Source organism: Vibrio sp. QJM3NY_15 (genome assembly GCF_057785995.1).
Map to the genome: position 1 here is coordinate 1,282,196 of NZ_CM173518.1, position 20,925 is coordinate 1,303,120.

Below are 20,925 nucleotides of genomic sequence, written 5' to 3' on the forward strand. Positions count from 1 at the left end.
GGCGGAATTAACTGAGGCGCTCATGAAAAAAATACTCACTCTTGCATTCCCTTTGATCATTTCACAGCTGATATCCATGGCTTTAGTCCTTACCGATGTTTGGATGATGTCGCGTATCAGTGTGTCAGCCCTTGCGGCTGGTGGCTTAGGTGTCTCTATATACTTCTTCATCTTCATTATTGCGAGCAGCACCGTAGGGTGTGTCGCGAACTTGATTGCGATCGCTTGTGGTCAGCGCGTCGCTCGCCCAGAGTTTGGTAATACACAAATTAGGTTGGCGGTGAAAGGCGCAACTATGCTGGCATTCGTCCTCAGCGTGACCCTAATGGCGAGCTTCTGGTTTGCTCCGTTGGTATTAGAAGCAGCAAAACAGCCGCCAGAAGTGATTGCCTTAGCCATGGAATACGTACACGCCTTGAAATGGGTGATGTTGCCTTCGCTTATCTTGCTAGTACTTCGCGGGCTAACCAGTGCGTTCGGTAATGTGCGCTCCATTCTTGTGATGTCTGTTATTACCGTAATTCTGAATGTGCCAGTGAGTTATTTACTGACGTTCCAGCTCGATATGGGCTTAACGGGCCTAGGCTTAGGAACCGCCATTGCTGCGTTTATCGTGATGGTTGGATATACGGTTTGGGTGTTTAAACGCGACGAGTTCAAGCAATTCGCACCATGGCTTCATACTGAAGAATATTCGATTAAGTTGATGAGTCCTTTATTGATGATGGGCTTGCCGATTGCAATGGCGGCTTTACTTGAGCATGGCTTAATCTACGGCGGCACCTTAATGGCGGGCACGATCAGTATTGCTTCGTTAGCTCTGCACCAAATCCTGCTGCAATGCTTAAGCTTCACTTGGAACTTCAATTTCGGCTTCTCACAGGCTGCCGCTATTTTGGTTGGGCGTGACTATGGTGCGGGCAACTACGAAGGAATCAAAAGAACATCCGTTCTAAGCTTTATTTTGGTGTCTGTGCTGAGCGTGGCGTTGTCTGCTGTGTTTATCATATGGCCTGAAATGATCGCTTCTCTCTTTAAGTTAGACGACGGCACTGGCGCGATGACTTCGTTATTGGCTTCTGTTATCTGGGTGGTCGCGTTGTGCTTCATCGTTGATGCTTGGCAGTTACTGGCAATTAACCTATTGAGAGGGATGAAGATTGTTTCAATGCCAACCGTGATGACAGCCATTGGTTACTGGGTATTTGGCCTACCTGCTGCTTGGTATTTGATGCATAAGTTCCAGCTTGCAGGGATTTGGGGCGGAATCGGCGTCGGTTTAGGTGTAACGGGTATTCTATTGCTTATCCAATTAATGCGTGTCATCCAAAAGAATAACCAATCTCCAGATTTGTCGAATCATGCTTATACGTGATTGGCTAATGGCGCACTGGACAACAAAAAGCCGCAATCATTAAGGTGACTGCGGCTTTTTTGTTATCTATTCCGATTCTTCTCTTTTGGGGGAGAGGGGAAGAATCAATATCAGGATTAGGGGCAGCTATTTTCTGCCAGACGATTTATTGCCAAGCTACTTTCTACCAAACTATTTTCTACCAAACTACTTTCCACCAGAGAGCGCAGACTTCATCATGGTTTTAAATTGCTCTTTCTGCTCTTCAGTCAACACGTTATAGATGTTGTTCTTAAGACGCATCTCCTGCATCACCATCGACTTCTCTGTTGCTTGAACCGTGTCGATGACCTTTTCCATTTCGGCTTCATCAAAATCTGGTTGAGTCACAAGGCTGATCTGTTTCTTTTTAAGCTCTATGGCTTTATCCATATCAATCTCTGTTCTATCGGATTGATACTCTTGTACAAGAGAGAACACTTCCGCTTGTTGCTCTTCGGTTAGATTCAAAGAAGCAATAACCATTTGCAGTGGGCTAAGCGCTGGCTGTGGCGGTTGTTGTGGTGTTGACGCACTCACAAACGGAGCGGTAACGAGTAAAGCTGAAGCAGTTAATACACAAAGCGACTTTTTCAGTGATTTCATTGAGTTTCTCCTGTTAGTGGAAACAAGAGTATAGACGGCGGAGCTGAACTCGATATGAACACGCTGTTCAGTTAAATGAGATTAACGATTTACGTTCACTTAAGTACGTCCAGATAAGTACCTCAAGTAAGTAGAGAGTGGGTTAGACCTTGGTCTTACAGAAACCTACGGCAAAGGTGACTAGAATGATTTGAGTTGCTCACCGTTTTATCAAGGAATACACAAATGGAAGTTGGATTGTTCTGGGCTGAGAAAGGGATGTTAGTGCTTGGTGCACTGTTTGTTTTGACGAGCATTATGCAGTACGGAAGACGCAGTAGCGATTGGAAAGGCGTGATTACGATGTTCTACAAGCGTATCCCAATGAATATTGCAGAATACAAATGGTACCGTTTGGGCATTGCTCTGTTGGTGTTTGCTGTGGTTATACGTTTCGCATTACTGATTCTATGGCCTTCATACCAGTTTTAGCCCTTTGTATTCGCTATTTTATATAGATTTATATAAAGCATATAAAACCGATACATTCATGATGAGATTGAGCCTTAATAAACTCACTTATTAAGGCTGTCATTTCATAAACTAGCGCTGTTGTTCCATAAAAAAGTGCTATTACTCTATAACGACGAACGGTTATTACCTTTGTAGCATATTGTTTTTCATGAAGAATAATGCTGGATAATAGCTTACCTGCTTGTTTCATCATTCTTACTAATAATCTACACATAAATCCATTCACCCCGTACCTGATACCATAATGTTCTGTTACACTCGACCGAATTAGCTTTAATTTGTCGGTGGTGCATTTATGTCGTTCCCAGTTCTTATATGTGATGATTCTGCGTTAGCAAGGAAGCAGATGGCTCGATCACTGCCTAGTTCTCTAAATGCAGATATAACTTTTGCTGTTCATGGGCTTAATGCACTTGAAGAGTTAGCTCAAAACCAATTTAAATTGATGTTCCTCGACCTCACCATGCCGGAATTAGACGGCTATGGCACATTGGAAGAGATGCAACGTTTGGGTGATACCACGCCTGTTGTCGTTGTTTCTGGTGACATACAACCAAAAGCACAACAGAAGGTGATGGATCTCGGCGCTAAAGCGTTTTTGCAAAAGCCGATCGATAAAGAAGCGTTAAAAGCGATTTTACGTGAGCACGTCGAGCCACCAAAACAACCTCAACTGTATACTCCTACTGCTCTCGAACTTCCAATATTGCGCCGACGCGATATTTATATGGAAGTCGCGAACGTAGCGATAGGCCGTGCTGCTGATGCACTGGCTCGTCATTTTAATGTATTTGTCCACTTACCACTTCCGAACGTCAACATCTTCGAAGTGAGCGAATTGCACATGGCGCTTCGTGACCTAGCCGACAACGACCAAGTGTCGGGTGTTTGCCAAGGCTTCAGCGGAGAAGGCATTGCAGGCGAAGCATTAGTCTTACTGAGTGATTCTAGCGTGAGCGATCTTAAGAAGCTCATGAAGGTGCCAACCGAAAGCGAACAGCTTGAAGAACTAGAACTGCTGATGGATGTATCGAATATCCTAGTTGGTTCTTTCCTTAACGGGCTAGGGGAACAATCTGAGGTTCGTTTCTTCCAGAGTTCTCCGGTTCTGCTCGGGCAACACATATCGATTGATTCTGTCATTGAAAATACCAGTGGTTCGTTTAAGAAGACCATGACCTTTGAAGTCAGTTACAACATTGATGGCACTTCAATCCGTTGTGATCTTCTGTTTATGTTCGTTGACGAATCTCTGCCTCTTCTAGACAACAAATTGGCCTACCTAATGGAGGAATTTTAATATGCTGAATCTTCCTGCTGAATTTGAACAGTTCCACTGGATGGTGGACATGGTTCAAAACGTCGATATGGGGCTGGTGGTCATTAACCGTGACTTTCAGGTACAAGTTTGGAATGGCTTTATGACGCACCATAGCGGTAAGCAATCGCACGATGCGATCGGTAAGTCTATCTTTGAACTGTTCCCTGAGATCCCTGAAGAGTGGTTTAGGCTCAAAACCAAGCCTGTCTACGATCTAGGTTGTCGTAGCTTCATTACATGGCAACAAAGGCCTTATCTATTTAAGTGCCGCAATGTTAGGCCTGTAACCCAACAAGCCGACTTCATGTATCAGAACGTGACGCTAAACCCAATGCGCTCACCAACAGGGCAAGTCAGCTCATTGTTCTTGTCGATTCAAGATGCGACCGCTGAAGCGTTAGTCTCTCAAAAGAACTAGCACCGCTCTATTTACTAAACAGCACTTTTTTATGTGTGTATTAGCATCAGTCTAATCAGCGAATAAAAATGGCTAAGGTTAATTACCTGAGCCATTTTTTTGCTTTTTATTCTTCAAATCTAATCTTCCCCCTCGCTTTTCACGTCAACCAATCTTCTTTTTCTATGCGCTTTACTCAATATTCCAGGTTACATGAACGACCGGGAAGCCACGAAACGTGCTTTCGGCGCGCAATGCTACGGGTTAATAGAAATTGGATTTATAAAGTTTGAGCTTGAAAGCATTATTTAATGGAGTGCGAGGGCTGAATTTTCAAACCCAAGTGAATCTTGGTCTCTAGATCGAGTCGTTATCACTCTACTTTTCCAAGTGACCACAAAATAAAAAAGTGACGAGATTGGCCAATTTGGTCAAAAACAGATAAAAATTAGAAAAAAATCTAATTTATTTAAGAAAAAAGGCATTTTTTTGTTGGAGAAAAGTGTGGTTTTTATGTGATTTCGAGGCACTTTCTTCACATTATTGCTTTATGAGGGGGACATTACGTAGAAAAGGGAGGAAAACGATTGCGCAATAAACCAACAGTGTTTGCGTGAATGGTTCGCTAAGTTATTAATTAGTAAGAATTTAGTGGGAAAGTGTAGCTAGGGAAGTTTTAGCGGATATGGAATCTTTGAGAGGATAGCATAAAAAAAAATGAAATATCAGACTTGCTGTTACTAAATCACGACCTATAATGCTGAAAACCGGAGCGTCTGCCAACGCTCCGGTTTTTTTGTGTCCGAAGAAAAGTAAACTCGTCTGCCAACGGTTTTACTACGCATTTCGCGAGAGACACATAATTTTATGAATCAAGGAAAACACCATGCGTATCGAACAAGAACTAAAGTTAGGTTTCAAAGATGTACTCTTCCGTCCGAAGCGTTCTACCCTTAAAAGCCGTTCTCAAGTTGAATTAACCCGCGATTTTACATTCAAGCATAGCGGTCGTCAATGGTCTGGTACTCCAGTAATTGCAGCTAACATGGATTCGGTAGCAAGCTTTGAAATGGCAGCTGCTCTAGCAGAGCACGGTGTTATGACAGCAGTACACAAGCACTACACAGTAGAACAGTGGGCTGAGTTCGCTAAAACAGCAGACAAGAAAACTCTGAACAACGTTTTTGTATCAACAGGTACGTCTGAAGCTGAGTTCGAGAAAGTTAAGAAGATCATGGCTCTTAGCGAAGAGTTTGTATTTATCTGTATTGATATCGCTAACGGTTACTCAGAGCACCTTGTTGAGTTCGTACAGAAAGTACGTGCAGAATTCCCGACTAAAGTTATCTCTGCGGGTAACGTTGTAACAGGTGACATGGTTGAAGAGCTAATTCTAGCTGGCGCAGACATTGTTAAGGTTGGTATCGGCCCTGGTTCTGTTTGTACTACACGTGTTAAAACAGGCGTAGGTTACCCTCAACTTTCTGCAATCATCGAGTGTGGCGACGCAGCACACGGCCTTGGCGGCATGATCATCGGTGACGGTGGCTGTTCATGTGCGGGTGACGTATCTAAAGCGTTCGGCGGCGGTGCTGACTTCGTAATGCTAGGCGGCATGCTAGCAGGTCACTCTGAGTCAGGCGGCGAAGTTGTAGAGCAAGACGGTAAGCAATTCATGAAGTTCTACGGCATGTCTTCACAGTCGGCTATGGACAAGCACTCAGGTGGTGTTGCTAAGTACCGTGCTGCGGAAGGTAAAACTGTTTTACTTCCATACCGTGGTTCTGTTCACAACACAATTTCTGACATCCTTGGTGGTGTACGTTCAACTTGTACATACGTAGGCGCAGCAAAGCTTAAAGAGCTAACTAAGCGTACGACTTTTATCCGTGTACAAGAGCAAGAGAACAACGTATTCGGTAAAGAGTAATCTGAACGAATTCGATTAGTTTGAAAATCAAGAGCCGCTTTTTAGCGGCTTTTTTTTGTTTTGAATAGAAGCAATAGGTCGAATTATCCCAAGCGTATGTGTTCCGGTTGTTTTGTAGTCTATTAGAACTCCAAATAATGGTAATTTATTAGTAAGTCGGTAAAATGTGCCAGCTAAGTTTCTTTGAGTATTTTTAATGACAGTAAAAGCGATAGATTTGTTTGCCGGTGCCGGTGGTTTTACTCTTTCTGCAATCGATGCAGGGGTAGATGTGCTTGCGGCTATCGAGTTTGATAAAGCCGCTGCTAATACTTATAAAGAAAACTTTATAAATACACGTAAATTTAAGATTGATTTACGAGCTGGTGAAGAAGAGGGTGACATCAACAATGTAGAGCCTTTAGAACTAAGAACTAGCTTAAAACTTAAGAAAGGTGAATTAGACCTTATTCTAGGTGGACCTCCATGTCAGGGCTTTTCAACTCACCGAATTAATAATGCTGGCGTAAACGATCCTCGTAACGCTCTGTTACTTAGGTACTTTGAATTCGTAAATGAGTTTAGCCCTAAAGCTTTCCTTGTTGAAAATGTTGCAGGCCTACTGTGGAAGCGCCATAAAGACTTTTTAGATAAGTTCATTTCACTTGCTGAGAATGCTGGGTACGTCATAAAGTTTTGCGATATTGTCAACGCGAAAGACTATGGTGTACCGCAGAATCGAAAGCGTGTATTTATTTATGGTCTGAGAAAAGATTTAGATTGTGAAATTGTCGATTTTCCACCAAACCCTACACATTTTTCACCTAGCTCATCAGAGCAACCTCATTGGGAAACCGCATCTAGTGTTTTTGAAAAAGTCCCAACAGAACTCTACGAAAAGTACTGGATCGATTATTTCAAAGATAAAAAGAAGCTATCATATGAGCAAACGTATGAGTTGTTAGACTCTTTAAAGTTTGGCTATCCATTTAAACAGAAAGACCCTTGTGACACGAATATGACCCCATCTGAAATGATGGTAGAAAGATTTGTAGACACACCGCTGAATGGCAGTAGAGAGGACGCTGGTGAGAAGCATAGACTAAAGTGTCATTCTAATGGATATAAAGGTCATAAAGATGTTTATGGTCGGATTCTTATTCATTTACCAAGTAATACCATAACAACTGGTTGCCATAACCCTTCGAAAGGGCGGTTTGTTCACCCGTGGAAGAACCATGGAATGACATTACGACATGCAGCACGGTTTCAAACTTTTCCTGATTGGTTTGATTTTTATGGTAGCTCTACAGAACAGGCGAGGCAGATAGGAAATGCAGTTCCTCCAAACTTAGGAACCGCACTTATTGAGTCTATAGTTTCAAAATTTAAATAAGAGGTTTTGAAATTATCATATCAGATTGAGACTAAGCTTTAATGTACTTAATAGTTCAGCCCATTTAGGATGACTTTTATTTCTATTCCGAATGAATACTTTTTGTAGTTGAAGTATTGTTTCGCTATTAGTCTCTTCTTCTCCATTCATATTAATACAAGCGCTTTTAAATTTGTCCTTAAAGTCAGCTTCTAGAATAGTTTCTTTGTAAATATTAGGTAAAGTACCATCTGCTACATCCCAAATAAGTTCTTCTGGTGTATCTGTATCCATGAAATGAAACTTTTCATGGTACTTATCAAGGATGCTGAGTTTTAGTTCTATTGCCTGGGTCTCGTTTGATGCATTGCCTCCATTTAGTGGAAGAGGGAATGTTGAACCATTAACACCAGTCTGCTTACTCAATATATTATCTAAATTTCTATATTCTGATGGTGAAATATTTTGGCTAAAGAGTTTTACTTCAAGTATTCCACTTTGAATCTCTGGCGTATATTTGTGTTTGTGTTTAGGGTGAACTGACTTACGCTTATCACCATCCAATAAGGCTATATCTTGGCTAGTATCATTTGTTACAGCTAGAAGCACTGGCAGTTGTTTGACTATAGTATCTGCGCCACCCGGATATGGGATTACGACATAATTATTTGAAATTGTGGCATCTATGTCTTGTAATGCTGCTTCAATTAGGGATTGTGCTAACAAATCTTCGACATAAATTTTGACTTTTGTGTCAGTTATACCTCCTAATCTACTAAATGCCTGCTCAGGAGAGCATTCGTTAGATATTGAGTATCTTCCACTTACGTCTTGCTGGAATAGTTTAATTGCATTGTTCGGCAGGTTTTTCAAAAAATGTTCAGAGTGCGTTGAAATGACTACTTGTGCACCTTTTTCGAGAATAGCTTCAAATAGTAAATTTCTTAATTCGTTCTGAGCTCCAGGGTGTAAAGACACTTCTGGTTCATCTAGAAGTATTAGTGCATTTTCAGGTGCTGAAAGTACTTTGCATACACAGTTAACAACTGCTACTTCCCCACTACCAGCAGCAGCTTCGGAGTACTGGTTTGAACCATCATTAAAGAAAATTGAATAACCTTTATCTTCAAACATCGTGTGAAGTACACGTGTTGCTGAAATGTAGTGCTTACCTAGAATTTTATTAGCCCAGTATAGCTGCTTTTCAGTTAGAACTTCGATTTTACCAATTTGCTGGCTATACCATGAAGTTGGAAGGCTAGATGGACTATTCAATTTAGTTTTCAAATAGCGAGAGCGATCTCTTAGAAAATCTTGTACGTGTGAATAGTTATTGCTTGCTTGCATGTCTTTAAAATAGAAAGCTATGTCAAATGCACATAACTCGCTTCTAAAGTCTATGTAGACTACTTCTTTGTTGACTGCTTTCCAGCGAGTACTAGTTCTATGCTGTTCATGTTCTGGTAAAAAAATATCTGGCATCCTATCCATACCATCAGCTAACCTAGGCTTTGCAGTTTCCCAATAATCAGGGTTTTCCCTTTGTCCTGTTCTCGCTGAGCGAATTCTTAACTTAATCACCTCAACTTGTTCTTCCATGCCGTCTGGTATGTATTTGTAAATAATTCGGGCTGAACCACCGCTCTCGTCATTTTGAATCGGGTCTAGTTCCGTTGAAAACCAAAAATCGCCAAGGGAGTTTCCTCTGGCTGCACCGTATAAAGACGTTAAAACTGAAGACTTTCCTGAGCCATTAGGGCCGACTAAAGCAGTAAAAGCCGAATCAAAAGTAAGAGTGCTATTTAGTTGCAGTTTTTTATAGAATGGGTACCTAATTTCTTGAATGAAATTGGCCATTTTGTGGGTTTTTATTTTTGATATTTTTTTTATTTGGTCAGACATGAATATATTAGTCAATGATGCGATTTAGCACGATTCTACACGAATTATTACGTTATAAGAAATGTTGATATCTCAGTTAAGCAATTGATACTTTTGACATTAGCAATGTCTATTGGGAGGCGTTTTTTGTTGATTTAGAACATTAGAATTGCAACATGAATAGTTGATTTGGTATAATCTGGTTATAGCGGAAGCCAGGATGGTTCAGTGTCTACTTCTAAAGTGGGGACGGGGGTTCGATTCCCCCATGGCCTGCTGTTATCAAGCTACTCTATTTAATCTTTTCGCCGTTTTCATTTCAGGTTTTAAAGTCTTCAATTTTTCCAAGTGTTGATCACTTATCTTTAGATAGTTCAATGATTCTGCTTTGCTTAATTGCTCCAGATCTAATTCATGAGCATTTCTAAAGTCGGCTCGATCAAGTATGGCTCCATCAAACTTGACATTCGTTAATTGTGATCCAGTAAACTCAGCTCCGGTAAGATTGGTATCCCTTAAGTCAGCGTTTGTCATGTTGCAATTTATAAATTTGGCGCCTTTGGCATTCGACGTATCTTTGAGCACAAGTTTCGTAATATCAGATTCAAGCCAAGTACATGAAGTTAACTTACTACCATTGAAGTATGATGAACGCATTTTAACGTTATTAAACATAACGTTAGTCATGTACCCCTCTTGGAGTTGAAAACCGATCAATCTCGAACCGCTTTCAAACGAAAAATCTTTTACATTACAGCCATTGAGAGTCAGTTGCGTTAGATCTATGACTTTCACGTTGTAATGTTGTAATCGTTTAATATGACCAAACTTCTTTCGATTCACCTCTGGTAAATCTAAGTCGGCGTAGTCTGATAGCTCCTCAAGCATGCGCTCAATCTCATCTTTTTTCCTCCTTTCTGCTTTTGCTTTAGCTAGTTTCTCTGCTTCATCTTTTTGATTCTTAATCTCTCTTCTAGCTCTTAAGTGGTCAAATCCGAATACAATTACACCGAAGATGATGAAATCTAGTAGAAAGCCATGAGCTTCAACTAAGAAGTTTTCCCAAAATCCTTTGTCATAAAGTCCAAAGGTAATATTAGACATAGGAGTAATATTACTAAAAAACGGCCAAAATCCAGTTATCCCCACTATTACAATAAGCAAAATAACCAAGAATCCAGCCATCGATTTTATGGGATTCTCTAGTATATAGTTGGTTAGTGGGTTCACATTGTCATTCATAATTCTAATGGGCTTATTTTTGTTAGTCGTATTGATCTATTTTCACGATCTTTCTCAAGGTTCAGTATTCTATGGCAACCTATGGCAGATACCAGCACAGTTTTCTACTGTGTCTCTACCACCATCTACCAGCGGAAAGAAATAGTGAACCTCTAGATAAGGTCTGTCTTCTTCAGTCCTAATGGAGCATCTTCGTTGCAATGATGCTCTTTAGAACTACATGTAGTGCTTGATTACCTTAGTTAGGTGAAAACTTTGCCACTTATTGAGAGCGTTATTCTGCGCTGAATAGTCGCTATTTGATAAGTTATTACCCTTACAAAAAACCTCTAGTTCGGAAGTCAAAAGCGATGCCAACTCAGGCACTTGAGTAAAAGCAAGTAGCATTATGTCCTCGTACGAAGTCTTTGTATCCATTGTAAACTTGGTTAGAACCTCTTTACGGATAGAATCATCTAACGGACTATTTTGAATATATAGTGCCGATGAAAAGAAGTTATAAGCACCGTAAACCTTTGACATTTCGTTTAGGTAATCGTACTCCCGCAGATAATCCAATGTATGTATTAAAATAGTAATTACATATACGAGATTATGTTTCAGCATTTTTTCTTCATAACCAATGTCACTCTACCTACAACCCTTACTTCATTTTTTTGGACTGTTAGAGTCGGGCCACTAAAGCTGATCGCTAGCTTCTTGCCTGGTAAACGCTGAATGTCGTTTAGAGACAGTAGGCCGTCCATATCGACTAGGTACGTACCGCTTACTGCTTGGTGAACTTTTTTATCGACAATGAATGTAGTCCCATCGTGCTCGATGCTCATCATATACAAACCACGCTTAGATTGACTTAAAGGCTCGTTTCAAAGCCTATGAAATATTTAATGATGTATAGAATATCATTATGATCTCATATCAAGTAGCCCTAAAACCGTACTTCATGATTTGTAACAGTTAGTTATGGCTTTGAGAATAGTTAAAAAATAGGTTAGTTGGTGTCACGGAATCAAGGTAGAGGATGTTGAATTAAGGCGGAGAGATGTAGTTTGAGTTCAAATTGGGATGAAACCAGAGAAAAGAGGCCCAGTAAATCACTACCGAGCCTCATTGTCAGACTTTATCACTTCTACTTCGCATAATTCGAAGGAAACAGTGCTCGTTTCGCTTCTTCATCACGTTCGGTTTTAAATTCAATGCCTTTACCAATCTCGCGAGCGCGCAGTGCAGCTGGACGAGTGTTGATTGCGTTAAACCAGCGCTTCAAGTTCGGGTAAGGTTCTAGGCCTTCTTCACCAAGCACGAAAGGTGCTTTATCAATCCAACCCCATGCAGCGACATCGACAATGGTGTACTCATTTCCGACGATAAATTCACGACCTTCCATGTGCTTTTCTAACACTTCGTAATGACGTTGTGCTTCACGTAGGTAACGGTTCACAGCGTAGTCTAGGCCTGCTGGCGCAGCATGACGGAAGTGTACCGATTGACCCGAATAAGGGCCAAGGCCGCTCGCGATAAACATCATCCAAGAGAGCAGTTCAGCTCTGTCTTCTGGTTGTCCCCCAAGCTTGCCTGTTTTCTCTGATAGGTACAGAAGGATAGCGTTAGAATCGAACACGCGCTGTCCATCGTCTTCAATGGCTGGTGTTTTACCGTTCGGGTTAATCAAACGATATTCCGGTGTGTGTTGCTCGCCCTTTAAGGTATCAACAGGAACGAGTTCAAAATCTAGGCCTGTCTCTTCTAGAAACAGAGCGATCTTCATTGGGTTGGGTGTTTGGTGAAAATAAAACTTAAGCATGGGGTAACTCCTTGTATTGATAATTCATTAAAGCATTGCTTGAACGATCGTTCAATAATTGATTTTGAATTATTTGAAAATACGTCGATTCGCATTTAGCGGCCATATGTTTAGAGCTTCGTTATCTGTGGGGAGGATCAACATCGAACAATTCGGTGTGTTGGATTTTAAGTTGTTGAAAAATGAGCTTAAAGTTGCTGTTTGGGCGTGTTGTTTTCTGCGGAGCTCGGGTTTGTGATGGGTGGTTTTCGGTGGAATAGGGCGTATGAAATCCGCAGTCAGATATTCCAACAAAAACGTTGAGCACTGGTTCAAACCAGAATTATCTGAATACACAGGCTTATTGGTAAGTTCAAAATCGTGATCTGTTGCCACATCTTATGCAACAAATGAATATTAGCCTTGGAGAGTAAGGTTTGGTTCACAGTTTTTTAATCTTGGGGGCTTACATTGGGGAGCAAATCTGATGTGAACACTTAACGACACAGGATCTTTCCATGAAAAAGAACATTATCGCCCTCGCTCTTGGTGGCATGCTAGCCTTTGGCACAACACCTTATTCTTTTGCTGCTAACGATGGCGCAGTACAAGCTTCTGCCGATTACGCGCAGTTGGTGACAAAGCGCCAAGTTGTCGACCAATTACTTCTTGATGCGTTGCAGGCGTTTAAGTCTCCGGCAAGAATTTCTCACGCGGGCTTCACGGCTAAAATGCCAAGCAACATGGAAATTGTGACTAACCGATTGTTAGAAGCGTACCAGTTAGAACCTTACCGTACTGACTTGTTGATCTCGGCAGCGAACGCTCAGATCTACAACAAGAACGCAGAACGCGCTATTGAGTTGTTTGAACAAGCACTGACGGTTGCGCCAGACGATGTCGACCTTCATGCGTATCTAGCGGTTTGGCAGCGATTTGAAGGCAATGAAAGTGAATCCAACAAGCACATGGAGAAACTGGAAAGCCTGAATAAAGGCAAAGCAGAAGACATCAAACGTATTTTTGCAACGGTCGACCGCGTGTTAGAAACACCTCTTAAAGAGTCTGCGGATAAGGGACTGTTGAGCGACCACGGTGCTATCGTTACTTTGGGTTACGCGCTTAACCCTGATGGCTCTATGCATGAAATCTTGATTGAACGTCTTGAAACAACACTAGCAATGTCGAAAGCTAACCCAGACGCGATGATCGTCTTAACCGGCGGCGTGCCAAAGAACCATAAGACAGAAGGCAAGCTAATGGCGGATTGGCTTATCTCAAAAGGGGTAAGCAAAGACCGCATCATTGAAGAGAACTACGCGACCAGCACGGTAGGCAATGCCTTGTTCAGTAGCTATGCGCTTGCTCGTCATGATATTAAACATGCGACCATTATCAGCTCAGCAAGCCATGTTCGTCGTGGTCAAACTCTGTTTGAAATTGCGAGCTGGCAAACTGGCCCTCAGGGCATTACCTTCGATACGGTCTCTTACCCGGATAAGCCGCTAGAAGATCTTAAGAAAGCGAGCAGTGGTGAGCTTCTAGGCATCTACCGTGACGCACTGAGAACGTATGGTATGTGGAGCTACCGCTCTTACCCACTAGAGTCTCGCTAAGCCCAAGCATTATTTGCGTTTGGGAAAAGCACAGTTCGTGTTAAACCAAAGCTTCACTTGCTAGTACAATCGAGCACAGCTAGATGGTATGCTGTGCTCCTACTTAATTTAGTGTTTCAAAGGCAAAAAAATGAACCCGATTTTAGCGATGTTGAAAGAGAACAATATTAGCGACGAGCAGATCAGCGAGATATTCAAAACGTTGACCGAGAACCCTCTTGCAGCAATGGCGACAATCAGCCAACTTGGTTTACCACAAGATAAGCTTCAAATGCTGATGGGTCAGGTAATGCAAAACCCTGCGCTAATCAAAGAAGCAGTTGAAGAGCTTGGCCTAGATTTTTCTAAGGTTGAAGCCGCTAAAGAGCAACTTCAAAAATAAGTGAGTGTGATCTAGCGATTGAGCTCATGAGCGATAGCCGGTTTGGCTAACGGTTCTTGGCAGCGCTAATTAGACTCTAATAAAAAGCCGTTTGAGCATTGTGATTGATGCTTGAGCGGCTTTTTTGATCGCCATTAGAATGGGTTAGGGTACTAACAAATGCCAACCCGATGTGACTCACTTGTTCAAATCATGTACTTTCGTGTTTTAACTCGTTCTAAACCGATCTACTCAGGCGTTGATCATGAAATCTAGCTTAAGCATTCGATCTTACACCAAGCAATTTAATACCCATGCTCATGAGGACCATCATCAATTGGTATTGCCGATCCAAGGCAGTATTAATATCGAAATGGTGGGGTATGTTGGCAAAGTGGCCGTGGGCGAATGTGTGGTGATTCCGGTAACCACAGCGCATGCGTTTAAGGCGGATGAAGCAGCGCGGTTTATTGTCGCAGATATGGCAGAGTTGCCGCAGCACTTGTTAGAGCATGAGCTCTCGGTTTTCACGATCACGCCACCTTTAATGAGCTTCTTGCTGTTTGTTGAAAAGCAGCTGGAATATCAGGTCGATAGTGGCATTGAGTCATCAGTTTTGGATGTGTTTTCATTGCTGTTAGAGCAACAACAAGTCAGCAAGAGCATCGACCCAAGAATCCGTGCGGTACAAAGGCTGATAGCGGATAATTACGCCCAACCTCTCTCTATTCCACAACTTGCAGAAACGGCCTGTTTGAGTTCTACTCAATTCAAAAAACGCTTCAAAGAGTGCTTGGATATCAGTGCGCTTAAATACATCACTCGATATCGTATGGAGAAAGCTCAAGCCTTGTTAACTCATACCGATTTACCGGTTCAATTGATTGCTGAAAATGTGGGCTATAGTGATGTGTCTGCTTTCAGTCGTCGCTTCTCTCAGCACTTTGGGATGTCCCCAAGGACGTTTCTAGGCTCAATGAAAGACAGTCTTTCGAAACAACAATAGCGTCCTTTTAGCAAACTAACTTATATCAATCTTCACTATTATCTATTTCACAACTGAAAATTGGATAATAGATATGAATCTTGCCATCAATCGCGTTAACGAATTCCAAACGGGCACTTTGGCCATCTTGTTTGCTTCTATTTTATGGGGCACGACAGGCACCGCCGCAAGTTTTGCGCCTGATCTCAGCCCATTAGCGATTGGTGCTTTCTCTATGGGGGTCGGTGGCCTAATGCAAGCGGGCTTGGCGTATCGAAAAATCCTATTCGCTTTCGACAAACTTTTGCAGAACAAGAAGCTGTTGGCAGTGAGCGCTTTGGCTTTGGCGGTCTATCCTTTAGCTTTCTATTCCTCAATGAAATTATCAGGTGTGGCGATTGGTACCGTGGTTTCGATTGCTACCGCACCTTTCTTTTCGGCACTATTAGAGTGTCTGATTAGCAAAAAGAATAATATCAACAAACGTTGGCTTACTAGCTTTGCGATTGGTGTGGTAGGTATTGGGCTGTTGGTGTTTTCAGAATCTTCATCGGCGAATGAATCCGGTGATGATCTCAAGCTGTTAGGTATTGGCTTAGGTCTGGTCGCTGGGTTGTGTTACGCCATTTATTCTTGGGCGACCAAAGCACTGATCGATAAAGGGATTAAGTCACAAGCGGCGATGGGCAGTATTTTTGGCCTCGGTGCGATGCTGTTGCTGCCAACGCTCTGGTTTACTGGTGATAACCTGTTTTCCTCACAGACCAACGTATTAGTCATCAGTTATCTTACGCTGATTCCACAATGCTTGGGTTATATCGCGTTCAGTTTTGGTTTACGTCACGTCACTGCGAGCAGTGCCAATCTGCTGACCTTGTTTGAACCAGTAGTCGCAGCGGTGCTTGCCGTTTGTGTTGTCGGTGAGCTGATTCCTTTTACAGGCTGGTTAGGTATGTCTCTGATTGTGCTGTGCTTGTTTATACAGTCGAAGCCATCTAAAGGAACGTTATAAGTATTTGTTTTGTTTTGCCTAATTGAAATTTTTTCATGTGTAATTCTTATAATTGAATAAAATCAGTATCTCAGTTGTGAGAGTGCTGTTACTATCGCTATCAATAGTCGGGGGGCACATACCTTATTTGGTGTTTGCTGAGATCGTTAATCGAGACCCGTTGAACCTGATTCAGTTAACACTGGCGTAGGGAACTATAAGCACTCGATCTACGTCTGCACCCATGAAAGCTTTCATGAGCCTAATGCGACTTCTCCTTCGATCAGTGTTCGTTCTCCTACGTCTTGTAAGATAGTAGGAGCGACAATGACACACAGTTCTATTTCAAAAGCCTCAACTCCAAAATCCTCAACACAGCAGCACTCTGCTGAAGACACGATTCGCACGAATACTCCGATTGTTTTAACCATCGCGGGTTCTGACAGTGGCGGCGGTGCCGGTATCCAAGCTGATATTAAAGCCATGTCTGCTACCGGTAGTTTTGCTTGTTCTGTGATTACCGCTATCACTTCCCAGAACACGCAAGGCGTGTCAGCAATTTTTCCTATTCCACTCGACCATGTCGCTAGCCAGTTAGATGCGGTTTTTACTGATCTCAATATTGTGGCAGTAAAAGTCGGCATGTTGGCGGATTCGCAAATCATCAAAGTCGTTGCAGACAAAATTAAGAAGTACCAACCTAAACACTTAGTGATTGACCCTGTCATGGTCGCGACAAGTGGTGATCTGCTGTTAGAAAACTCAGCAATTACGACGCTGAAACAAGAATTAATTCCGCTGGCAGACATCATCACCCCTAACTTGCCAGAAGGCGCTGCACTTACAGGCAAAGCGGTACCTGAAAGCGAAGCCGAAATGCAGGGCATGATTGAAGACTTACGCGCACTAGGTGCTAAAGCTGTCCTGCTAAAAGGCGGTCACTTAGAGAAGGATGAGAACAGTAACGACTTACTGATTCTGCCAACCACATCTGCTTTGATTAGCGCGAAGCGCTTTCCTACCAGAAACACCCATGGCACGGGCTGTACGCTCTCTTCTGCCATTGCTTCTTTCTTGGCTCAAGGCAACACGCTTTCAGAGGCAGTTGACCTAGGCAAACAATACATTTCGCGCGCGATTGCCCATGCTGACGAACTTCAAGTAGGTCAAGGTCATGGCCCTGTAAATCACTTCTTCGCTGGACACGGCAATGTCCGTTAATACGGTTGGCGTTCAACTCAGCAATGCCTCCTTACGTTATAACGACAGCGAGCACGCAACCTTATCGGGATTGTCGCTTAGCTTAAACGCAGGTAAGTGGACGGTATTGTTGGGTAGAAGTGGCTGCGGGAAAACCACGGTATTGCGTTATCTGGCAGGCTTGTTGGACGACAAGGTGGAGTGGCAGGGCACATTGGTAACCTCTGATGAACTGCCTTTAACGGATCGCATCGCTTACATGGCGCAGCAGGATTTGTTACTGCCATGGCTGTCGGTTATCGACAATGTATGCCTGAGTCATCGCTTTCAAAATCCAGCTTCTGATAAAGCACAGCAAACCAATCAAGCACTAGAGTTGCTCGCTGCGGTTGGCTTGGTCGATTATGCGAATGCGATGCCGGATCAATTGTCTGGCGGTATGCGTCAGCGTGTTGCTTTGGCTCGCACCTTAATGCAAGACAAGCCAGTGGTGCTGATGGATGAGCCTTTCTCTGCGCTGGATGCGGTAACAAGACACAAGCTGCAAAGTTTAGCGTGTGAATTGTTAAGAGATAAAACCGTTGTGTTGATTACTCATGATCCACAAGAAGCGGTGCGTTTGGCAGATAACTTGTATGTGTTGCAAGGCACACCGGCGAGTGCACAGTCACTGTCTGTGCCTAATACAGCGACACCAAGAGTGTTAGACGGTGAATGTGCTGAGTTACAACAAGCGATCTTAGATCAGTTGGAGCGTGATTATGAATGATCTAACGCGAAGTGAAGCTGTGACTCGTTCAACTAACGCGCAAGCTAGCACAACACATCCTCGTCAGATGAATCCCGTCATGCGCTTGGTTATCAGCAGTGCTGTGATTCTTGGTTTATGGCAAATGGTGGTGGTTATCTTTGAGATGCCTAGCTTCATTCTGCCTGCGCCTGCAGAAGTCTTTTTAAAACTTACTGAACGTTACGATGTGCTACTCAAACACACTTGGGTGACTGCGCAGGAGATCTTACTTGGTCTATTGCTCGGTTTATCCATGGGGCTGTTTTTCGCCCTACAGATGTTGATGTTCGAGCCGCTGAAACGTTGGTTGTTGCCTATCTTAATTGCTAGCCAAGCCATCCCTGTGTTTGCGATCGCACCAGTGTTGATGTTGTGGCTGGGTTATGGCATCGCGTCAAAGGTCGTCATGGCGGCGATCATTATCTTCTTCCCCGTGACCACTTGTTGTTACGACGGTCTGCGAAATACTCCGACGGGTTATCTTGATCTTGCTAAGACCATGGGTGCCTCGAAATGGCAATTGCTCCGTTATATCCAACTGCCTGCTGCGCTGCCAACTTTGGCGTCTGGCATTCGTGTCGCTGTGGTTATTGCTCCAATTGGCGCAGTCGTCGGCGAGTGGGTGGGTTCGAGTGAAGGGCTGGGTTACCTAATGCTGCAAGCTAACGCACGCATGATTATCGATGAGATGTTTGCGGCCTTATTCATCTTGGCGGTGCTGTCCATCTCGCTCTACTTCATCACAGACAAATTACTCAAAAAAGCTATCCCTTGGGAGAACCAGTGATGGTTAGCTCGATAACTCTTTGTTTAATAAAGCTTCGCTCAAGGCTATTTATCTAAACAAACCTAGTTAAAAATTAGATCGATACACACAATAATAATATTCAAAAGGAAAGGTTAACTATGAAAAATACCAAATTGGTAGGTGCAGTGGCACTGCTTGCTTCGCTAGTTTCAGGTCATGCATTGGCGGATTCTGAACAAAAGAAACTGACATTGATGTTGGATTGGTTTGTGAACCCTAACCACGGCCCAATTGTGATTGCTCAAGAGCGTGGCTACTTTGCTGACCAAGGCCTAGAGGTGGAAATCCAAGAGCCAGCTGACCCAAGCACACCAGCAAAATTGGTTGCTGCCGGTAAAGTCGATTTAGCGGTAACTTACCAACCAAGTTTAACCATGGATGTAGCGGCAGGTTTGCCTCTCGTTCGTGCATCTACTCTTATCGCAACGCCACTGAATACGTTGATGGTTTTAGATAATGGCAAGAACGATTCACTAGCGGATCTGAAAGGCAAAAAGATCGGTATTGCGATTGCGGGTAACGAAGAAGCAACCATCGGCACCATGCTAGCTCAAGAAAATGTTGCGTTTACAGACGTGCAAACCATCAATGTCGGTTGGGCACTTTCATCTTCATTGGCATCAGGCAAGGTAGATGCAATCTGGGGTGGCTTACGTAACTTCGAAACCAACCAGTTAGCCCTTGAAGGTTTTAAAGCGAAAGCATTCTTCCCAGAAGAGCACGGCGTACCCGCTTACGACGAGCTTATCTTTGTTGCGAACGCAAAGAAACACGACGACGAAGCAATCAAAGCGTTCAACAAAGCACTTGAGCAAGCAACCACTTACATTGTGAACCACCCACAAGAGTCATGGAGCGAATTTGTGGCGTACTCACCAGATACGTTGAACAACGAACTTAACCAACGCGCATGGAACGACACGCTGACTCGTTTTGCACTTCGCCCTTCTGCAGTGGATATGAAGCGCTACGACGATTACGCACAGTTTATGTTCGACAAAGGCATTATCAAATCACTACCAAAAGCCGCTGATTACGTACCGACTTTTGACTAAGGAATATCATGAAATACCAAGACTTAATCCAAGCCTGTCAGCAAGATTGGCAAGACTACACCGAGCATGATTTTGTTAAAACGCTGGCAAACGGCACCCTTGCTCAGCCGTGTTTTTTGCATTACCTGAAGCAAGATTTTCTGTTTTTGAAGCAGTATGCTCGCGCTTATGCATTGGCAATTTACAAGGCTAAAACCTTGGCTGATATGCGTCGTGCACTGCCAAGTGTTCATGCGCTGCTAGATTCTGAAATCTCTCACCATGTGACTTACTGTGGTCAATGGGGTTTAACCGAGTCTGACTTAGAAAACGAACCTGAAGATTTCGGCACTGTTGCCTACACACGCTATGTTCTAGATGCGGGGATGACGGGTGATCTTGTCGACTTATATGCGGCATTGGCTCCGTGTTCAATTGGTTATGCCGTGATTGGTAAAGCACTGTTAGAAAGCAGTGATACTGTTTTGGAAGGCAACCCATACGCAAGCTGGCTGCAGCTTTACGGCGGTGAAGAGTTCCAGTCTGGCGTAGCAACGGGCGCGGAATACTTCAATCAACTGCTTGCTGAAATTGATATCAGCAGCGAGCGCGGTCAGAACATCGTTCATATCTTCAAAACCGCAACACGTATGGAAGTGGCTTTTTGGCAGCAAGGTCTGAATGCACTTAATGACTCAACAGCGGCTTAGAGCGACTTTC

At 43.1% G+C, this 20,925-nt stretch carries 21 protein-coding genes, 1 pseudogene and 1 riboswitch; of the genes and pseudogenes, 15 read left to right on the forward strand and 7 right to left on the reverse strand.

The annotated features are described in order from the left end of the window. Positions 1–22 precede the first annotated feature (22 nt). The gene (locus AC3CKG_RS22020; protein WP_488529355.1) at positions 23–1,375 is read left to right on the forward strand and encodes an MATE family efflux transporter; all 1,353 of its coding nucleotides are present in this window, start codon (positions 23–25) and stop codon (positions 1,373–1,375) included. 186 nt (positions 1,376–1,561) lie between these two features. Here the strand turns inward: AC3CKG_RS22020 and AC3CKG_RS22025 are convergent, their stop codons facing one another. Further along, positions 1,562–1,999, reverse strand: a complete 438-nt coding sequence (locus AC3CKG_RS22025; protein WP_017107831.1) for a Spy/CpxP family protein refolding chaperone — start codon at positions 1,997–1,999, stop codon at positions 1,562–1,564. 225 nt (positions 2,000–2,224) lie between these two features. On the opposite strand from AC3CKG_RS22025, the gene AC3CKG_RS22030 reads away from it, so the two are divergent. Continuing rightward, positions 2,225–2,470 carry a hypothetical protein gene (locus AC3CKG_RS22030; protein WP_488529356.1) on the forward strand — a complete coding sequence of 82 codons (246 nt, stop codon included), beginning with the start codon at positions 2,225–2,227 and terminating at the stop codon, positions 2,468–2,470. A gap of 28 nt (positions 2,471–2,498) precedes the next feature. On the opposite strand, the gene AC3CKG_RS22035 is transcribed toward AC3CKG_RS22030, so the two are convergent. Then, the gene (locus tag AC3CKG_RS22035) at positions 2,499–2,726 is read right to left on the reverse strand and encodes a hypothetical protein (RefSeq protein WP_488529357.1); all 228 of its coding nucleotides are present in this window, start codon (positions 2,724–2,726) and stop codon (positions 2,499–2,501) included. A gap of 81 nt (positions 2,727–2,807) precedes the next feature. On the opposite strand from AC3CKG_RS22035, the gene AC3CKG_RS22040 reads away from it, so the two are divergent. The 4 genes from AC3CKG_RS22040 (at position 2,808) to AC3CKG_RS22055 (ending at position 7,535) form a co-directional block, all read left to right on the forward strand. Beyond that, positions 2,808–3,812 carry a response regulator gene (locus AC3CKG_RS22040; RefSeq protein ID WP_017074861.1) on the forward strand — a complete coding sequence of 335 codons (1,005 nt, stop codon included), beginning with the start codon at positions 2,808–2,810 and terminating at the stop codon, positions 3,810–3,812. Between the two features lies 1 nt (position 3,813). After that, on the forward strand, positions 3,814–4,251 hold the full coding sequence (locus AC3CKG_RS22045; protein WP_004731659.1) for a PAS domain-containing protein: 438 nt from the start codon (positions 3,814–3,816) through the stop codon (positions 4,249–4,251). Positions 4,252–5,116: 865 nt separating this feature from the next. Beyond that, positions 5,117–6,160 (forward strand): GMP reductase, encoded by a 1,044-nt coding sequence (locus AC3CKG_RS22050; protein ID WP_061038094.1) that lies wholly within the window; start codon positions 5,117–5,119, stop codon positions 6,158–6,160. Positions 6,161–6,356: 196 nt separating this feature from the next. After that, positions 6,357–7,535 carry a DNA cytosine methyltransferase gene (locus tag AC3CKG_RS22055; protein ID WP_488529358.1) on the forward strand — a complete coding sequence of 393 codons (1,179 nt, stop codon included), beginning with the start codon at positions 6,357–6,359 and terminating at the stop codon, positions 7,533–7,535. Positions 7,536–7,550: 15 nt separating this feature from the next. On the opposite strand, the gene AC3CKG_RS22060 is transcribed toward AC3CKG_RS22055, so the two are convergent. The 5 genes and pseudogenes from AC3CKG_RS22060 to AC3CKG_RS22080 form a co-directional block, all read right to left on the reverse strand. Further along, on the reverse strand, positions 7,551–9,416 hold the full coding sequence (locus AC3CKG_RS22060) for an ATP-binding protein (protein WP_488529359.1): 1,866 nt from the start codon (positions 9,414–9,416) through the stop codon (positions 7,551–7,553). Positions 9,417–9,677: 261 nt separating this feature from the next. After that, positions 9,678–10,625: a pentapeptide repeat-containing protein gene (locus AC3CKG_RS22065; RefSeq protein WP_488529360.1), complete on the reverse strand. Its 948-nt coding sequence runs from the start codon at positions 10,623–10,625 to the stop codon at positions 9,678–9,680. An 81-nt stretch (positions 10,626–10,706) separates the two neighbouring features. After that, positions 10,707–10,838 (reverse strand): HNH endonuclease, encoded by a 132-nt coding sequence (locus tag AC3CKG_RS22070; RefSeq protein ID WP_488529361.1) that lies wholly within the window; start codon positions 10,836–10,838, stop codon positions 10,707–10,709. Between the two features lie 398 nt (positions 10,839–11,236). Next, positions 11,237–11,473, reverse strand: a pseudogene (locus AC3CKG_RS22075) (S24/S26 family peptidase); the annotation flags it as partial. Between the two features lie 293 nt (positions 11,474–11,766). Further along, positions 11,767–12,441 (reverse strand): glutathione S-transferase family protein, encoded by a 675-nt coding sequence (locus tag AC3CKG_RS22080; protein ID WP_237288739.1) that lies wholly within the window; start codon positions 12,439–12,441, stop codon positions 11,767–11,769. Between the two features lie 497 nt (positions 12,442–12,938). On the opposite strand from AC3CKG_RS22080, the gene AC3CKG_RS22085 reads away from it, so the two are divergent. The 9 genes from AC3CKG_RS22085 (at position 12,939) to tenA (ending at position 20,915) form a co-directional block, all read left to right on the forward strand. Then, positions 12,939–14,036: a YdcF family protein gene (locus tag AC3CKG_RS22085; protein ID WP_017090565.1), complete on the forward strand. Its 1,098-nt coding sequence runs from the start codon at positions 12,939–12,941 to the stop codon at positions 14,034–14,036. Between the two features lie 130 nt (positions 14,037–14,166). Further along, positions 14,167–14,418, forward strand: coding sequence for a DUF2999 family protein (locus AC3CKG_RS22090; RefSeq protein ID WP_009844829.1), 252 nt, complete (start codon positions 14,167–14,169; stop codon positions 14,416–14,418). A 244-nt stretch (positions 14,419–14,662) separates the two neighbouring features. Continuing rightward, complete coding sequence (locus AC3CKG_RS22095) at positions 14,663–15,403, forward strand: helix-turn-helix domain-containing protein (RefSeq protein WP_488529362.1); 741 nt, start codon at positions 14,663–14,665, stop codon at positions 15,401–15,403. Between the two features lie 73 nt (positions 15,404–15,476). Further along, positions 15,477–16,394, forward strand: a complete 918-nt coding sequence (locus AC3CKG_RS22100; RefSeq protein WP_488529363.1) for a DMT family transporter — start codon at positions 15,477–15,479, stop codon at positions 16,392–16,394. A 98-nt stretch (positions 16,395–16,492) separates the two neighbouring features. Further along, a riboswitch (TPP riboswitch) is annotated at positions 16,493–16,604 on the forward strand. Between the two features lie 96 nt (positions 16,605–16,700). Further along, positions 16,701–17,594 (forward strand): bifunctional hydroxymethylpyrimidine kinase/phosphomethylpyrimidine kinase, encoded by an 894-nt coding sequence (gene thiD, locus AC3CKG_RS22105; protein WP_488529364.1) that lies wholly within the window; start codon positions 16,701–16,703, stop codon positions 17,592–17,594. Beyond that, positions 17,584–18,342 (forward strand): ABC transporter ATP-binding protein, encoded by a 759-nt coding sequence (locus AC3CKG_RS22110; protein ID WP_488529365.1) that lies wholly within the window; start codon positions 17,584–17,586, stop codon positions 18,340–18,342. Before thiD ends, AC3CKG_RS22110 begins: the two co-directional genes overlap by 11 nt. Then, positions 18,335–19,150, forward strand: a complete 816-nt coding sequence (locus AC3CKG_RS22115; RefSeq protein ID WP_488529366.1) for an ABC transporter permease — start codon at positions 18,335–18,337, stop codon at positions 19,148–19,150. Before AC3CKG_RS22110 ends, AC3CKG_RS22115 begins: the two co-directional genes overlap by 8 nt. A gap of 119 nt (positions 19,151–19,269) precedes the next feature. Next, positions 19,270–20,226 carry an ABC transporter substrate-binding protein gene (locus AC3CKG_RS22120; protein WP_065104608.1) on the forward strand — a complete coding sequence of 319 codons (957 nt, stop codon included), beginning with the start codon at positions 19,270–19,272 and terminating at the stop codon, positions 20,224–20,226. Positions 20,227–20,234: 8 nt separating this feature from the next. After that, entirely contained in the window at positions 20,235–20,915 is a 681-nt protein-coding gene (gene tenA / locus AC3CKG_RS22125; protein WP_488529367.1) for a thiaminase II, read from the forward strand. Positions 20,916–20,925 lie beyond the last annotated feature (10 nt).

Coding starts and splice junctions, on each gene's coding strand:
- AC3CKG_RS22050 (WP_061038094.1), top strand. CDS start 5,117: ATGCGTATCGAACAAGAACTAAAGTTAGGTTTCAAAGATGTACTCTTC.
- AC3CKG_RS22040 (WP_017074861.1), top strand. CDS start 2,808: ATGTCGTTCCCAGTTCTTATATGTGATGATTCTGCGTTAGCAAGGAAG.
- AC3CKG_RS22120 (WP_065104608.1), top strand. CDS start 19,270: ATGAAAAATACCAAATTGGTAGGTGCAGTGGCACTGCTTGCTTCGCTA.
- AC3CKG_RS22110 (WP_488529365.1), top strand. CDS start 17,584: ATGTCCGTTAATACGGTTGGCGTTCAACTCAGCAATGCCTCCTTACGT.
- AC3CKG_RS22085 (WP_017090565.1), top strand. CDS start 12,939: ATGAAAAAGAACATTATCGCCCTCGCTCTTGGTGGCATGCTAGCCTTT.
- AC3CKG_RS22045 (WP_004731659.1), top strand. CDS start 3,814: ATGCTGAATCTTCCTGCTGAATTTGAACAGTTCCACTGGATGGTGGAC.
- AC3CKG_RS22080 (WP_237288739.1), bottom strand. CDS start 12,441: ATGCTTAAGTTTTATTTTCACCAAACACCCAACCCAATGAAGATCGCT.
- AC3CKG_RS22060 (WP_488529359.1), bottom strand. CDS start 9,416: ATGTCTGACCAAATAAAAAAAATATCAAAAATAAAAACCCACAAAATG.
- AC3CKG_RS22025 (WP_017107831.1), bottom strand. CDS start 1,999: ATGAAATCACTGAAAAAGTCGCTTTGTGTATTAACTGCTTCAGCTTTA.
- AC3CKG_RS22100 (WP_488529363.1), top strand. CDS start 15,477: ATGAATCTTGCCATCAATCGCGTTAACGAATTCCAAACGGGCACTTTG.
- AC3CKG_RS22035 (WP_488529357.1), bottom strand. CDS start 2,726: ATGTGTAGATTATTAGTAAGAATGATGAAACAAGCAGGTAAGCTATTA.
- tenA (WP_488529367.1), top strand. CDS start 20,235: ATGAAATACCAAGACTTAATCCAAGCCTGTCAGCAAGATTGGCAAGAC.
- AC3CKG_RS22090 (WP_009844829.1), top strand. CDS start 14,167: ATGAACCCGATTTTAGCGATGTTGAAAGAGAACAATATTAGCGACGAG.
- AC3CKG_RS22030 (WP_488529356.1), top strand. CDS start 2,225: ATGGAAGTTGGATTGTTCTGGGCTGAGAAAGGGATGTTAGTGCTTGGT.
- AC3CKG_RS22115 (WP_488529366.1), top strand. CDS start 18,335: ATGAATGATCTAACGCGAAGTGAAGCTGTGACTCGTTCAACTAACGCG.
- thiD (WP_488529364.1), top strand. CDS start 16,701: ATGACACACAGTTCTATTTCAAAAGCCTCAACTCCAAAATCCTCAACA.
- AC3CKG_RS22020 (WP_488529355.1), top strand. CDS start 23: ATGAAAAAAATACTCACTCTTGCATTCCCTTTGATCATTTCACAGCTG.
- AC3CKG_RS22055 (WP_488529358.1), top strand. CDS start 6,357: ATGACAGTAAAAGCGATAGATTTGTTTGCCGGTGCCGGTGGTTTTACT.
- AC3CKG_RS22095 (WP_488529362.1), top strand. CDS start 14,663: ATGAAATCTAGCTTAAGCATTCGATCTTACACCAAGCAATTTAATACC.